13 protein-coding genes, 4 tRNA genes and 1 rRNA gene are annotated in these 14,182 nt (G+C 46.3%); 16 read left to right on the top strand and 2 right to left on the bottom strand.

All coding sequences use genetic code 11. The features are described from left to right. Positions 1 to 40: 40 nt before the first annotated feature. A 5S ribosomal RNA gene (gene rrf, locus DN730_RS17305) occupies positions 41 to 155 on the top strand. A 328-nt stretch (positions 156 to 483) separates the two neighbouring features. Here the strand turns inward: rrf and DN730_RS17300 are convergent. Continuing rightward, positions 484 to 1,821: a GH1 family beta-glucosidase gene (locus DN730_RS17300; RefSeq protein WP_115469393.1), complete on the bottom strand. Its 1,338-nt coding sequence runs from the start codon at positions 1,819 to 1,821 to the stop codon at positions 484 to 486. An 89-nt stretch (positions 1,822 to 1,910) separates the two neighbouring features. Beyond that, the gene (locus DN730_RS17295) at positions 1,911 to 2,354 is read right to left on the bottom strand and encodes a GNAT family N-acetyltransferase (protein WP_115469392.1); all 444 of its coding nucleotides are present in this window, start codon (positions 2,352 to 2,354) and stop codon (positions 1,911 to 1,913) included. Between the two features lie 81 nt (positions 2,355 to 2,435). On the opposite strand from DN730_RS17295, the gene DN730_RS17290 reads away from it, so the two are divergent. The 15 genes from DN730_RS17290 to rpoB all read left to right on the top strand — a co-directional run bounded on the left by DN730_RS17290 (position 2,436) and on the right by rpoB (position 14,168). Beyond that, complete coding sequence (locus DN730_RS17290; RefSeq protein WP_115469391.1) at positions 2,436 to 3,608, top strand: alpha/beta hydrolase; 1,173 nt, start codon at positions 2,436 to 2,438, stop codon at positions 3,606 to 3,608. Between the two features lie 29 nt (positions 3,609 to 3,637). Continuing rightward, positions 3,638 to 4,591: a biotin--[acetyl-CoA-carboxylase] ligase gene (locus DN730_RS17285; RefSeq protein ID WP_115469390.1), complete on the top strand. Its 954-nt coding sequence runs from the start codon at positions 3,638 to 3,640 to the stop codon at positions 4,589 to 4,591. Next, positions 4,575 to 5,309 carry a type III pantothenate kinase gene (locus DN730_RS17280; protein ID WP_115469389.1) on the top strand — a complete coding sequence of 245 codons (735 nt, stop codon included), beginning with the start codon at positions 4,575 to 4,577 and terminating at the stop codon, positions 5,307 to 5,309. The genes DN730_RS17285 and DN730_RS17280 overlap by 17 nt, the downstream gene beginning before the upstream one ends. 4 nt (positions 5,310 to 5,313) lie before the next feature. Further along, complete coding sequence (locus tag DN730_RS17275) at positions 5,314 to 6,063, top strand: SPOR domain-containing protein (protein ID WP_115469388.1); 750 nt, start codon at positions 5,314 to 5,316, stop codon at positions 6,061 to 6,063. Positions 6,064 to 6,136: 73 nt separating this feature from the next. Beyond that, positions 6,137 to 6,220, top strand: a tRNA-Tyr gene (locus DN730_RS17270). 4 nt (positions 6,221 to 6,224) lie between these two features. Then, positions 6,225 to 6,299, top strand: a tRNA-Gly gene (locus DN730_RS17265). Between the two features lie 10 nt (positions 6,300 to 6,309). Next, a tRNA-Thr gene (locus tag DN730_RS17260) sits at positions 6,310 to 6,385 on the top strand. Positions 6,386 to 6,502: 117 nt separating this feature from the next. Continuing rightward, positions 6,503 to 6,578: transfer RNA gene (locus DN730_RS17255), tRNA-Trp, on the top strand. Between the two features lie 40 nt (positions 6,579 to 6,618). After that, positions 6,619 to 6,987, top strand: a complete 369-nt coding sequence (gene secE / locus DN730_RS17250; protein WP_115469387.1) for a preprotein translocase subunit SecE — start codon at positions 6,619 to 6,621, stop codon at positions 6,985 to 6,987. Positions 6,988 to 6,996: 9 nt separating this feature from the next. Further along, positions 6,997 to 7,530, top strand: a complete 534-nt coding sequence (nusG, locus tag DN730_RS17245; protein WP_115469386.1) for a transcription termination/antitermination protein NusG — start codon at positions 6,997 to 6,999, stop codon at positions 7,528 to 7,530. A 48-nt stretch (positions 7,531 to 7,578) separates the two neighbouring features. Next, entirely contained in the window at positions 7,579 to 8,013 is a 435-nt protein-coding gene (rplK, locus tag DN730_RS17240) for a 50S ribosomal protein L11 (RefSeq protein WP_115469385.1), read from the top strand. Next, positions 8,013 to 8,708: a 50S ribosomal protein L1 gene (gene rplA, locus DN730_RS17235; protein WP_115469384.1), complete on the top strand. Its 696-nt coding sequence runs from the start codon at positions 8,013 to 8,015 to the stop codon at positions 8,706 to 8,708. The genes rplK and rplA overlap by 1 nt, the downstream gene beginning before the upstream one ends. A gap of 220 nt (positions 8,709 to 8,928) precedes the next feature. Then, complete coding sequence (gene rplJ, locus DN730_RS17230) at positions 8,929 to 9,429, top strand: 50S ribosomal protein L10 (RefSeq protein WP_115469383.1); 501 nt, start codon at positions 8,929 to 8,931, stop codon at positions 9,427 to 9,429. A gap of 79 nt (positions 9,430 to 9,508) precedes the next feature. Next, on the top strand, positions 9,509 to 9,883 hold the full coding sequence (rplL, locus tag DN730_RS17225; protein WP_115469382.1) for a 50S ribosomal protein L7/L12: 375 nt from the start codon (positions 9,509 to 9,511) through the stop codon (positions 9,881 to 9,883). Between the two features lie 184 nt (positions 9,884 to 10,067). After that, the gene (gene rpoB, locus DN730_RS17220; protein ID WP_115469381.1) at positions 10,068 to 14,168 is read left to right on the top strand and encodes a DNA-directed RNA polymerase subunit beta; all 4,101 of its coding nucleotides are present in this window, start codon (positions 10,068 to 10,070) and stop codon (positions 14,166 to 14,168) included. Positions 14,169 to 14,182: the final 14 nt, after the last annotated feature.

Here is a 14,182-nt window from a genome sequence, read left to right as displayed (position 1 = left end):
TCCACATCCGATCACTCATAACGAAACGCACACCGGTTTGCTTGACGATCATAGAGGCGTTGAACCACCTGATCCCATCCCGAACTCAGAAGTGAAAAGCGCCATCGCCGATGGTAGTGTGGGAGATCCCATGTGAGAGTAGGTCGTCGTCAAGCTTCAAATACGAAGCCCTGATCAGCAATGGTCAGGGCTTTTTTGTGTCTGGTGAAAATCCCTCCTATCGACGCTCAGCACTTAGACCAAGGTTTAGCTCCTCATGCAAGCGCGAATCATCTCTATTGGCCTCACATGTACATGAACTAAAAAACTTAAGGTCGAGTACAGCAATGAAAAGTGTGGATAAGCGCCTGCTTTATGCACAACCAATCAGAAATGAAGGAAAATCATGAGTATTGTGGGTAACTATAGCAGCTAGCTAAAGGTGAATGTTTAGGTGTCTGGCAGCGCACTACTCTTTTATGTGCGCTGCAGTGATTTAGGAAATTAGCGATTTGAGATCAGTTCACGAAAAGCATAGCCACTACGCTTAATAGTGCGCACTTGTGTGTCGTAATCGACATAGGTTAAACCAAAGCGTTTACTGTAACCCTCTGCCCATTCAAAGTTATCCATTAAACTCCAAGCAAAATAGCCGCGGATGTCGACGCCCGCAGCAACAGCTTCATGGACAGCATTTAAGTGGCCTTGAAGATACCTTACACGCTGATCATCATCGACTCTCCCATTTTTAAGAGTATCAGCGCAAGCTATGCCGTTTTCCGTAATGTATATTGGGGGTAGGTCATATTGCTCGTTTAAATTGGTGAGTAGCTCGCTGAACGCGTGTGGTGCGATTTCCCAGCCTATATCCGTGTACTCAACTTCTTGATCGTTAGGGACATCTTTAAAGAGCGCCTCGGTATCAAATTGATTGTGATTACAGGTATAAAAATTGAGTCCGAGAAAGTCGATAGGCGTGCTGATGATCTCCATGTCACCGGGTAGTATGGTAGGTAAGTATTCAGGTAATACTTTCGCTAAAACTCTTGGGTATTGTCCCTTCAATATAGGTTCAATGAAAAATTGGTTATCAAGGGTCTCGCGAATGAGTGCAGCAAACTGATCTTCGGATTTTGCAGAAGCAGCGTACGAACGATTCATGTTTAAGACGATGCCTGCTTGTGCATGAGGGCAATTATGACGGATGATCGGCATCGCTAATCCATGAGCTAACAAAATATGATGGGCCGCTTGGCGACCATATTCTGGCTTTGCCAGACCTGGTGCGTGAATGCCATATTCGTAACCCAATAATGCTGCGCAGAATGGTTCGTTGAAGGTTGCCCAGCAATCGGCCCATTGTCCTAACTCTCTGGTCACAAGTTCTGTATACTCAGTGAAACGATAAGCCGTTTCTCGATTTAACCAGCCTCCCTTATCTTCAAGATGTTGTGGTAGATCCCAATGATAAAGGGTAACAAATACAGTTAAACCCCCCGCTTTGAGTTCTTTGAGCAGATCTTTGTAGAATTGAATGCCTTTACTATTTGGGTTGCCCTGTTCATCCATGACTCTTGGCCATGCAATAGAGAGTCTGTAAGCGTCTACTCCTAGAGATTTGATCAGTTGAACATCTTCCTTCCAGCGATGGTAATGATCGCAAGCAACCGAACCGTCATCGCCGTTAAAAACCTTGCCGGGTGTACTGCAAAATGTGTCCCAAATGCTGGGGAGCCTACCGTCTTCAGTATTGGCTCCTTCAATTTGAAAAGAAGCGGTAGCCACTCCATAAAGAAAGTCTTTGGAGAGTAGGGGGGAGTTTTCAGGGAGCGTGATAGCCATAATTACCTCAATGTTCTTTTTCCTTTAAGGTAGGAATGACGGGCTCTAAGGTCAATAATGTGTGTTTGAATTAAGGCAATTAAGACTTATTAAGTGGTTTTTAAGCGTCTGCAGTAGTGCATGGCGACAAGTGTGTTTTTTTTAATCCGGTAGCGCTTTAAGCGACTGGCTAATTCAAGAGGTAGGTGGTCTTCTTTTATGACAGCAAAATCATGTCGTTCGTAAAATGGTATGAGTGCAGTTTCATTGAAGCAGTAGGTTGCTATGTTGAATTCCTGCTCAATGGCTTCTAATAAGCGGCTAGCATAGCCTAAGTTACGAAGCTCAGGATGTGTTAATAGGGCGGTGAGCAGTTGATAGTCACCATTAAATTGTTTCAGTCTTACGGCCGCAATAATCTTAGGGCCACTCTTGATTGCCCATACTGGGTCTGCTTTGTTGGGTTTTCCGCTAGGATAATGTGCTTGGTAAAATTTTTTGACCAGCGGAAACCAAAGAGACGCAACTCTTTCAACGGTTATATTCTGATACACATGAACTGCCTTTACTCTAGTGATTTGATATAGATCCGTTATGATAAGCTTTTTGCAAAGCGGCTCAACAGGATTGATCTTATGATGTTAGGCAGGATCACTACATTATTGGTGTGTTCGTGCGTTGCGCTTGGTGCGTGGGCAAACGAAGCAGTTCAACGTACAAATGAAGGCTTTTCGGAGTACCAACAGCGTCTACGAGCGCATTTAGAAGGCCATAAGGTATGGGTTGACGAGTCGAACAAGGTTGTTGAGCTCGATGCGGTGATGCCGTTTCAGCGCCAACCGAGTGATGACTGTAATGAATCTGAATCCATAGGGCTGCTTTTGTTTCACGGTCTTTCAGACTCTCCCTTTTCGCTGCGAGACCCCGCTCAAGCTCTTGCTGAGCGATGTATTGCGACTCGTGTAATGTTGTTGCCAGGACATGGCACAAAAGCCGAAGATCTATTAGATGTTTCACGAGAAAGTTGGAGGGCAGCCGTCGCACAGGCAGTTCAGTCTTTTTCACAAGAAGTAGATTCGCTCTATTTGGGAGGGTTTTCTACGGGAGGGGCTTTAGTGACGGAGTATGCGTGGCAACACCCTGATGATATTGCTGGGGTAGTGTTGTTTTCACCGTTATTTAAGATAAACAGCAGTATTGATTGGCTGTCGCCTTGGTTAGCTCCTTTTGTTGATTGGTTGGACCACTACCCGTCAGACGATTATGGAAAATATGCATCTATTCCTGTGCCTGCTATCGCTGAAGCCTACAAACTGACCAAGGAGGTGATGCATACCGTGACAGAACAGCAGCGTACGATACCTGTATTTGTTGCCTTGTCAGAAGAAGATGCGACGGTAGACTCAAGCGTAACGATGCAGGTATTTGATCAAGCGATGAAATCTACTTTGGGAAGCCAAATGGTGCTCTATTCAACCTCTCGTGCAAACACTCAAACGGAATCAATGAAAGTTGTAAACACTGACTTGCCAGAACAAAAAATATTCGGCCTTTCACATATGGCGATTCATGGAGCGCCGGATAACCCTTATTATGGCCGTATGGGGAGTTATCGAGTGTGTGGCTGGTATCAAGGAGAGCCTGATATCTATAATGAATGTCGACGTGCTGAAAATAATTGGTATGGAGAGCAAGGAGAATTGCTAACGAGTAAAAGTGCCTATGCGGGTCGTTTGTCTTGGAATCCTTACTTTGACGATCTAATGGATCAAGTGTCGATATTTATGCATAGCGTGCAAGCGCCGTAATATAAGAAAACGCAATGACTGGAGTCTACATGCGTGAAATTCTAGCATTATTAAGTGACAGCAAGTTTCATTCTGGTGAAGAGCTAGGTGAGTTGTTGGGAGTAACCCGCGCAGCGGTTTGGAAGCGATTAAAGAAACTGGAAGCGGTAGGTGTGAGAGTGCACTCTGTGAAAGGGCGAGGTTATAGGATTCCTGACCCCCTTACACTGTTAGACGAAGCAAAGCTCCGAGCAGCGGGTGTGCCGGATAATATAGGTATAGAGATTCCTTTTGAGACACCGTCTACTAATGAGGTGCTGAAACGTCACATTAGTATCGGAGCAGCCTTACCTGCACTCGCGGTGACAGAGCATCAAACCCAAGGTAAAGGCCGCCGAGGGCGTACTTGGGAAAGCGGTATAGCGAAAAATATTACGATGTCTTTTGCGTGGAGATTTGATCAGGGTCCCAGCGTTGTGGAAGGTTTGAGTTTAGCTGTTGGGGTTGTTGTTGCGAAAGTGTTACGTAATGCTGGTATCCCCAACCCAGGCTTAAAGTGGCCGAATGACATTCATATAGATGGTGAAAAAATCTGCGGCATTTTGTTGGAAATGGTTGCCGACCAAGATGTCTGTCACGTTGTGATTGGTATTGGACTCAATGTTCAGTCTACAGCAGAGCAAAAAGCAAAAGTTGACCAACCTTGGACTGATTTAGCATCGCGTCTTCCTAATGTGCCTGACAGAAATTGCTTGGTCGCAGAGATCACCAAAGGGCTTGAGGATTTATGTGAAGTATTTGCGAAAGGTGAAGGGATGGCTCACTTTTATCCACAATGGCAAGCCTATGACATTCTGTTTAATCAACCTGTTAAGGTCTTCAGTGGTGTTCGTGTACAAGAAGGTATCGCTAAAGGTATTGATGAAAATGGAGCGTTGAGGTTGGAAACAGAGGATGGTATCGAGCTGTTGCACGGAGGCGAAATAAGTGTCCGTAAGCAATAGTGTACTTATCGCTGACGCTGGAAATACCTGTGTAAAGTGGACTTGGTTCATGGGTGATGAGGTTGTGTCAAAGTGGATTGGTTCTATTGAGCAAAAGCCAGCTACCTGCATGCCTGATGTGATCGCTTTAGCCAGTGTCAGAAGCGAAGAACACGACATAGCGTTGGAGAAGGCATTGAACCAGGTGTTTCCAAAGGTTGAGGTGTTCGTAATACGCTCTACTGCCGAAGCTTGCGGGGTTTATAATGCGTACCGAGAGCCTCATCGGTTGGGCGTGGATCGCTGGCTTGCCGTTGTGGCAGCGTATCAGTTGTATGGAGGGTTGACCGTCATTGTTGATGCAGGGACAGCGATCAAAGTTGATTTTGTCGATGCAACAGGAAAGCATCTAGGTGGATATATTGCTCCAGGCTTAGAGTTAATGACTGAAAGTCTTACATCTAACACGGCGAGGATTCGTTTTTCTGACGCAGAAGTCAGAGTTGGTGAAGGTATCCCCAACAGCACTGCGAGTGCAGTTAATCAAGGTTGCTTCGAAATGGCATTGGGGTTTGTGCATCGGCTCTATCAGCGCCATAGCGAAGCAAACTGGGTAGCAACGGGCGGATTAGGAGAGGTCCTTATGCAGCGCTTAGGAATTGATTGTAATATAAATGAACATTTAGTCGCTGTTGGAGCAAAGAGCATTCTAGCGCAGCGGTTGAGGACAGGTAGGTGATGACATGAAGTGGGTGTTTTTACTGCTAGTACTGGTTAACGCTGCGTTTTTTGGTTGGCAAGGTTTCGCCGCGTCGGAAACGTTGACTCAGACCGAGCCAGTTTATGCACCGCCAGTAAGTGAGCGGGTATATTTGTCAAATGAAGTGCGGCCGATAGAGGCCTTGCCAAACTCTGACCCGCTAGGTTCAGAGGCCGATGCTGTGGCGAGTCGTTTGGAGTCTGCATTGGAACAGGTCGAGCGCTCTCAACAGAGCGAATCCAATGTGGTCAATGATAATGCAAATCAAGAGGGGGCATTATTGTGCCCTATTGTGGTTTTAGAGCGAGATGCAGATCGTCGCCAAGTTGAAACAGTTTTGAACCAAGCTGGCTTGGCGTTTTCTCAAAATGACACTACTGGGAAACGAGAGAAGTACTGGCTATATATTGCGGCACCTGAAACACAAAAAGCGGCAGAGGATATTGTTTTACGTCTGAAGGTCAAAAAGATAGACAGCTATATTATCGCCCGAGGGGAGATGAAGAATCGTATATCGTTGGGACTGTACTCGTCACTTGTGCGTGCGAAGCAAGCGCAAACGGCTATTTCTGAGCGTAGTGGGATGCCTGTAAAAATCTATGAGCATGAACGTACAGTGAACCTATATGAGCTCATGCTTGACCAGCCTATAAGAGAAATACCTTGGCAGAATCTGATGGATCGACTCGACTTTTCCAAGCTATTAATAAAAATAGAAAAAAATCCTTGCTAGCGCTTGCATTTGAAATTTCGATTCATATAATGGCTTCCACCTTTTGGGGTGTTGCGAGCAATGCTTGGCTTGTGGAGGGGTTCCCGAGTGGCCAAAGGGAGCAGATTGTAAATCTGCCACGAAAGTTTCGGTGGTTCGAATCCACCTCCCTCCACCAATAAGCGGGTATGGTATAGTGGCTATTACCTCAGCCTTCCAAGCTGAAGAGGCGGGTTCGATTCCCGCTACCCGCTCCAACTCTGATAAGCTCATGTAGCTCAGTTGGTAGAGCACACCCTTGGTAAGGGTGAGGTCGGCAGTTCAAATCTGCTCATGAGCTCCAGCATTCCTAAATGCGAAAACAGGTGGGTCATCCGCCTTTTTTATTGTCTGATTTTTGGGCAAATACCTCTTGCTAAAATTCTCGCGAGTCGGTATCATCCTCCGCCCATACGAATGTAGGCCAATAGTTCAATTGGTAGAGCACCGGTTTCCAAAACCGGCTGTTGGGGGTTCGAGTCCCTCTTGGCCTGCCATCTTTCGTATCCAATTTCTTAGCTAGGGATCACCTGAAGTATGAGTTCGAATGCTGAAACTCAAGAGTCTCGCGGAGACGTTTTTAAGTGGGCTGTTGTTGTCCTTCTTGTTGCTGTGGCGGTAGTTGGGAACAACTTTTATTCTGCTGAGTCATTGCTGTATCGCTTGATTGCTGTTGTGGTTTTAGCGGGTATTGCTGGTTTTGTTGCGCTGAATACAACTAAAGGGCGTTCTTTTGCGAAATTGGCAAGAGAAGCGAAGACGGAAATACGTCGTGTTGTATGGCCAACGAGACAGGAGACGGTTCAAACAACCTTGATTGTTTTGGCTGTTGTTATTTTTATGTCTCTCGTACTGTGGGGAGTTGATTCGCTCCTTGGCTGGATCGTTTCTGCAGTAATAGGTTAGGAGTTGCTCGTGGCGAAACGATGGTATGTGGTACAAGCGTACTCAGGTTATGAAAAACACGTAATGCGCTCGCTCAAAGAGCGTGTCGGCATTATGGGTATGGAAGATTTATTTGGCGATATCCTAGTTCCGACAGAGGAAGTGGTTGAGATTCGTGACGGCAAGAAGCGCAAAAGTGAGCGTAAGTTCTATCCAGGTTATGTACTTGTACAGATGGATATGAACGATGACTCTTGGCATCTTGTCAAAGGGACAACGCGTGTACTCGGCTTTATCGGCGGTACGGCGGACAAGCCATCACCAATCACTGATCGAGAGGCGGATGCGATTCTGCAGCGAGTCAATGAGGGTGTGGATAAACCTCGTCCTAAAACACTGTTTGAGGTGGGTGAAGTGGTTCGTGTTAACGAAGGTCCATTTGCCGATTTCAATGGTGCTGTAGAAGAGGTTGATTACGATAAAAGCCGAATCAAAGTGGCAGTGCTTATTTTTGGGCGCTCCACTCCTGTTGATTTGGAATTTAGTCAGGTTGAAAAGACCTGATTGCATTAAACGGGTAGCCTTCGGGCGATGACCCATCTGGAGTAAAAAATGGCTAAAAAAGTCCAAGCTTACATCAAGCTACAAGTTAAAGCGGGTCAAGCGAACCCAAGTCCACCAGTTGGTCCAGCACTTGGTCAACACGGTGTGAACATTATGGAATTCTGTAAAGCGTTCAACGCCAAAACGCAAGGTGTAGAACCAGGTCTTCCAACGCCAGTTATTATCACTGTGTACAGTGATCGTAGCTTTACATTCGAAACAAAATCTACTCCTGCTTCAGTTCTTCTTAAGAAAGCTGCTGGTATTAAGAGTGGTTCTCCTCGTCCAAACACTCAAAAAGTTGGCACGGTTACACGTGAGCAACTAGAAGAGATTGTTAACGCTAAGCAGGCTGACTTGACTGCAGCGGATATGGATGCTGCCGTACGTACTATCGCAGGTAGTGCGCGTGCAATGGGTCTAGATGTTGAGGGTGTGAACTAATGGCTAAGCTAACTAAACGCGCTCGCTTGATCGCTGAAAAAGTAGATGCAACGAAGTTGTACTCTGTAGAAGAGGCTGTTGCTCTTCTATCTGAACTTTCTACTGTTAAGTTCAAAGAGTCTGTAGACGTATCTGTTAACCTAGGCGTTGATCCACGTAAATCTGACCAAGTTGTTCGTGGTTCTACGGTACTTCCTAACGGTACAGGTAAAGACGTTCGTGTTGCAGTGTTCGCGCAAGGTGCAAACGCTGATGCAGCGAAAGAAGCTGGCGCAGACGTTGTAGGTTTTGAAGACCTAGCTGAGCAAGTTAAAGCGGGCAACCTAGACTTCGACGTAGTCATTGCTTCTCCGGATGCGATGCGTATCGTTGGTCAATTAGGTCAGGTACTTGGTCCTCGCGGTCTGATGCCAAACCCAAAAGTTGGTACTGTGACTCCTGATGTTGCGACAGCGGTTAAAAACGCAAAAGCAGGTCAAGCTCGTTACCGTACTGACAAAAATGGTATCATTCACGCTGGCGTCGGCTCTATCGACTTCACAGCAGATGCTGTTAAAGGCAACATTGAAGCGCTTCTAGCTGACTTACGTCGTGCTAAGCCTGCGTCTTCAAAAGGTGTCTACATGAAAAAAGTGACCCTGTCCTCTACAATGGGACCTGGTCTACAAATTGATTTAGGTGCGTTAAGCTTCTAAGTCAGAGCTTTGGGGTCTGTGCAGTTCGCTGTATAGGCCGTCAAAGACCGCAGGAGTCGATGATTTAATTATAACGTTGTGAAGCGTTTGTCCTGCGCAGATGGTGTGGCCCGATTCAGATATTACTGGATCCAACTCACCAGCAAGTACTCCGATTTATCGGAGAGTTGGTAAAATTTGGGGTTCTATTTTTAACCCCTGCTAATCCAGGAGAAAACCAGTGGCATTAGGTCTAGAAGACAAAAAAGCCATTGTCGCCGAAGTTAGCGAAGTCGCTCAAGGCGCCTTGTCTGCTGTAGTAGCTGACTCTCGCGGTGTAACCGTGACTGACATGACTGCTCTTCGCAAGCAAGCACGTGAAGCAGGTGTGTACGTACGTGTAGTACGTAACACATTGGCTCGCCGCGCAGTTGAAGGTACAGACTTCGAATGCTTACAAGAAAGCTTCGTAGGTCCAACTCTTATTGCATTCTCAAACGAACATCCAGGTGCGGCTGCTCGTTTGTTGAAGACTTTTGCAAAAGAGAACGACAAATTTGAAGTTAAAGCATTGGCGTTCAACGGAGAGTTGATCCCAGCTGGCGACATTGATCGTTTGGCAACTTTGCCAACATACGACGAAGCAATCGCGAAACTAATGAGCGTTATTCAAGGTGCAACAAGCAAACTTGCTCGTACTCTTGCGGCGATTCGCGATCAGAAAGAACAAGAAGCAGCGTAACTTTAAAACGCGCTTACTTGAATTCAATTGGTTTTTGTTGCCGCTTATGGCAACTACAAAATGTTAGGAAATCTGAGTCATGGCTCTAACTAAAGAAGATATCATCAATGCAGTAGCAGAAATGTCTGTAATGGACGTTGTTGAACTGATCGAAGCAATGGAAGAAAAATTCGGTGTAACTGCAGCAGTTGCTGCGGCAGCTGGTCCAGCTGCTGGCGATGCTGGTGCAGCTGCCGCTGAGCAAACTGAATTTGACGTTGTTCTTACTGCCGCTGGCGATAAGAAAGTAAACGTAATCAAAGCAGTTCGTGCAGCAACTGGTCTTGGCTTGAAAGAAGCGAAAGGCATGGTTGACGGCGCTCCAGCGACTGTTAAAGAAGGCGTTACTAAAGATGAAGCAGAAGAGCTTAAGAAAGCTCTTGAAGAAGCAGGTGCTTCTGTCGAAGTTAAGTAATGATACTTGCTTTGCGAAAATTCGACATTTAGTCGGAACGGCTGGTGGTTTTTGCCACCGGCCTTTTTGGGTTTGTAAAACCTAGATAAAACTTTAAGATTTTATGTGAGAGACTTTTCTCTCATTTCGGTAAGGCCTGATAAGAAGGCCTTTTGCGTCAATGTGCACAAGCTGGGGAATGCTGATGGCTTACTCATACACTGAGAAAAAACGTATCCGTAAGGATTTCGGTAAACTGCCGCCCGTTTTGGATGTGCCATACTTGCTGGCAATTCAGCTTGAATCCTACCGTAACTTCTTGCAGGAAGGTAAAAATCCTGCGGAGCGTGGGGAACTAGGTCTGCATGGGGCCTTTAAATCTGTCTTTCCAATGGTCAGCTTTTCCGGCAATGCGGCGCTAGAATACGTCGATTACCGATTAGGCAAGCCTGTATTTGACGTAAAAGAGTGTCAGCTACGTGGTGTTACGTATGCCGCTCCTTTACGTGTTCGTGTGCGACTTATCATTTATGATAAAGAGTCTGCGAACAAGGCGATCAAAGACATTCGTGAGCAAGAAGTATACATGGGCGAGATTCCGCTCATGACAGAAAACGGTACGTTTGTAATTAACGGTACTGAGCGTGTAATCGTGTCTCAGTTACACCGTTCACCAGGTGTATTTTTCGATCATGATCGTGGTAAAACACACTCATCTGGTAAACTACTACACTCTGCTCGCGTAATCCCATACCGTGGTTCCTGGTTGGACTTCGAGTTTGATCCAAAAGACTGCGTTTTCGTTCGTATCGACCGTCGTCGTAAGCTGCCTGTAACTATTTTGTTACGCGCACTGGGTTTCGGTACTGAAGAAATTCTAGATACTTTCTTTGACACTACTCGTTTCTACTTGAGTCGCGATGGTGTTGAGATGGAGCTAATTGCTAATCGTCTACGTGGTGAAACTGCGTTATTTAATATCGCAGACCAAGATGGCAATCAGATCGTCGAAGAAGGTCGTCGTATCACTGCGAAACATATCCGTCAGATGGAAAAAGTAGGTCTAGAGCGTCTCTCTGTACCTCTTGAGTACCTGTTGGGTAAGGTGACTGCTAAAAATTTAGTGCACCCGAGCACGGGTGAGCTGATTGCTGAAGCAAACACCGAAATGTCGGTAGACCTGTTGGAGGCGCTGGTTGCAGCAGGCATTAAAGATATCGATGTGTTGTACACCAATGACCTCGATAGCGGCCCATTCATCTCCGATACGCTGCGTATTGATCCAACTAACAATCAGTTGGAAGCGTTGGTAGAAATCTACCGCATGATGCGTCCTGGTGAGCCGCCAACTAAAGAATCTGCTGAGTCTTTGTTCCAAGGGTTGTTCTTCTCAGAAGATCGTTATGACCTTTCAAATGTTGGACGTATGAAGTTCAATCGTCGCCTAGGTCGCGATGAGGATGAAGGCGCAGGTATTCTAGATAACGACGATATCATTGCTGTTCTTAAAACATTGCTGGACATTCGAAATGGTAACGGCATGGTCGACGATATCGACCATCTTGGTAACCGCCGTATCCGTTCAGTTGGTGAAATGGCTGAAAACCAATTCCGTGTTGGTCTAGTGCGTGTTGAACGTGCTGTGAAAGAGCGTCTGTCTATGGCAGAAGCGGATGGCCTAATGCCACAAGATCTATTGAACGCGAAGCCGGTTGCGGCTGCAATCAAAGAGTTCTTTGGATCTAGTCAATTGTCACAGTTTATGGATCAGAACAATCCTTTGTCAGAAGTGACGCATAAGCGTCGTGTTTCGGCATTGGGGCCTGGTGGTTTGACTCGTGAACGTGCTGGCTTTGAGGTGCGTGACGTACACGCGACTCATTACGGTCGGGTATGTCCGATCGAGACGCCGGAAGGACCAAACATCGGTTTGATCAACTCGCTATCGACTTACGCACGTACAAATAGCTATGGTTTCCTAGAGACTCCGTACCGTAAGGTTATTGATGGCAAGATGACAGACGAAACAGTATATGTTTCGGCTATCGATGAAGCAAAATATGTCATCGCTCAAGCATCGGCAAATGTTGATGAAGAAGGGCGTTTGGTTGATGATCTGGTTCAGGTGCGTCACATGCACGAAACCACTCTGATTCCGAAAGAAAAAGTAAACCTGATGGACGTGTCGCCACGTCAGGTTGTATCGGTCGCAGCATCGCTGATTCCATTCCTTGAGCACGATGATGCTAACCGTGCCTTGATGGGGTCAAACATGCAACGTCAGGCTGTGCCAACGCTAATTGCTGAGAAACCAGTGGTTGGTACCGGTATGGAGAAAAACGTAGCGAAAGACTCTGGTGTATGTATCGTAGCACGTCGTGGTGGTGAAATAGAGTCGGTTGATGCAAGTCGCATCGTGGTACGTGTTAACTCTGAAGAAACAGAGGCTGGCGAAGCGGGTGTAGATATCTACAACCTAACAAAATACGTTCGCTCCAACCAAAATACCTGTATTAACCAACGTACTTTGGTGCTGAAAGGTGACAAAGTAGCTCGTGGTGACATCATGGCCGACGGTCCATCAGTCGACATGGGTGATCTAGCGCTTGGTCAAAACATGCGTATTGCGTTCATGCCTTGGAACGGCTTCAACTTCGAGGATTCGATCCTAGTATCTGAGCGGGTGGTAGAAGAAGATCGATTCACTTCTATCCATATCCAAGAGCTAACCTGTGTGGCTCGTGATACGAAGCTTGGGCCTGAAGAGATTACTGCTGATATTCCGAATGTCGGTGAAGGGGCTCTATCTAAACTAGATAGCTCTGGTGTTGTTTACATCGGTGCAGAAGTGGAGCCTGGTGATATCCTAGTTGGTAAAGTAACGCCGAAAGGCGAAACACAACTAACACCAGAAGAAAAACTTTTGCGCGCTATCTTCGGTGAAAAAGCGTCTGACGTTAAAGATACTTCTCAACGTGTTAAAACAGGTACTCGCGGTACTGTTATCGACGTTCAAGTCTTTACACGTGACGGTATTGAAAAAGACGAACGTGCTAAATCCATTGAGAAATCTCAATTAGATCAAGTGCGTAAGGATCTTAACGAAGAGTTCCGCATTGTTGAGAAGGCAACGTTTGAGCGTTTAGCTGAAGCGTTGGTTGGGCAGCAAGCAGAAGGCGGTCCAGGCTTGGCTCGTAACGCTATTATTACCGAAGAGTATTTGGCTGGCCTTGATCACCCTGAGTGGTTCAAAATTCGCGTCGCAAACGAAGAGGCAAGTGAGCAGCTTGAAAAAGCGCAAGCAGCCTTGATCGAACGCCGCAAGGATCTTGATGCGAAATTTGAAGACAAAAAGCGCAAGTTGCAGACTGGCGATGACTTAGCACCAGGTGTGCTGAAAATCGTTAAAGTGTATGTTGCGATTAAACGTCGTATCCAGCCTGGTGATAAAATGGCCGGTCGTCACGGTAACAAGGGTGTGATCTCTAAGATAATGCCTGTTGAAGATATGCCGTACGATGAAAACGGTGATCCGGTAGATATTGTGCTTAACCCTTTAGGTGTGCCGTCTCGGATGAACGTCGGTCAGGTGCTAGAAACTCACTTAGGTGCAGCAGCGAAAGGTTTGGGTCGTAAGATTAACGAGATGATCCAAGTCGAGCGTGAGAAAGCCGAAACGGTTAAAGAGCTTCGAGAGTTCTTAGGCGAAGTTTATAACGGTTATGAAGGTGACTTGCGCCCAGCTCGTACCGAAGATCTAGATAGCTTCTCAGATGATGAAATTCTTGTTTTGGCATCTAACCTTAAACAGGGCGTGCCAATGGCATCTGGTGCATTCGATGGTGCGAAAGAAGCAGAAATTAAGCGTATGTTGCGTCTTGCTGGCATCAATGAAAGCGGTCAGATTAAATTGTTTAACGGCCGTACTGGTGAGGCATTTGAGCGTCCTGTGACCGTAGGTTACATGTACATGCTTAAGTTGAACCACTTGGTAGATGATAAGATGCACGCTCGTTCTACTGGCTCTTACAGCTTGGTTACTCAGCAGCCGCTGGGTGGTAAAGCTCAGTTCGGTGGTCAGCGTTTCGGTGAGATGGAGGTATGGGCACTTGAAGCATACGGTGCTGCCTACACGTTACAAGAAATGCTAACCGTGAAATCGGACGACGTGAACGGTCGTACTAAGATGTACAAAAACATCGTAGACGGCGATCACCGTATGGAACCAGGCATGCCTGAGTCCTTTAACGTACTGGTGAAAGAAATCCGTTCTCTTGGTATCGATATCGAGCTAGAAAACGAATAGGCACGAATCACATT

It is taken from the genome of Marinomonas piezotolerans (genome assembly GCF_003362755.1).
Taxonomy (GTDB): Bacteria; Pseudomonadota; Gammaproteobacteria; order Pseudomonadales; family Marinomonadaceae; genus Marinomonas; species Marinomonas piezotolerans.
This window is presented reverse-complemented; position numbering and strand designations above follow the sequence as displayed.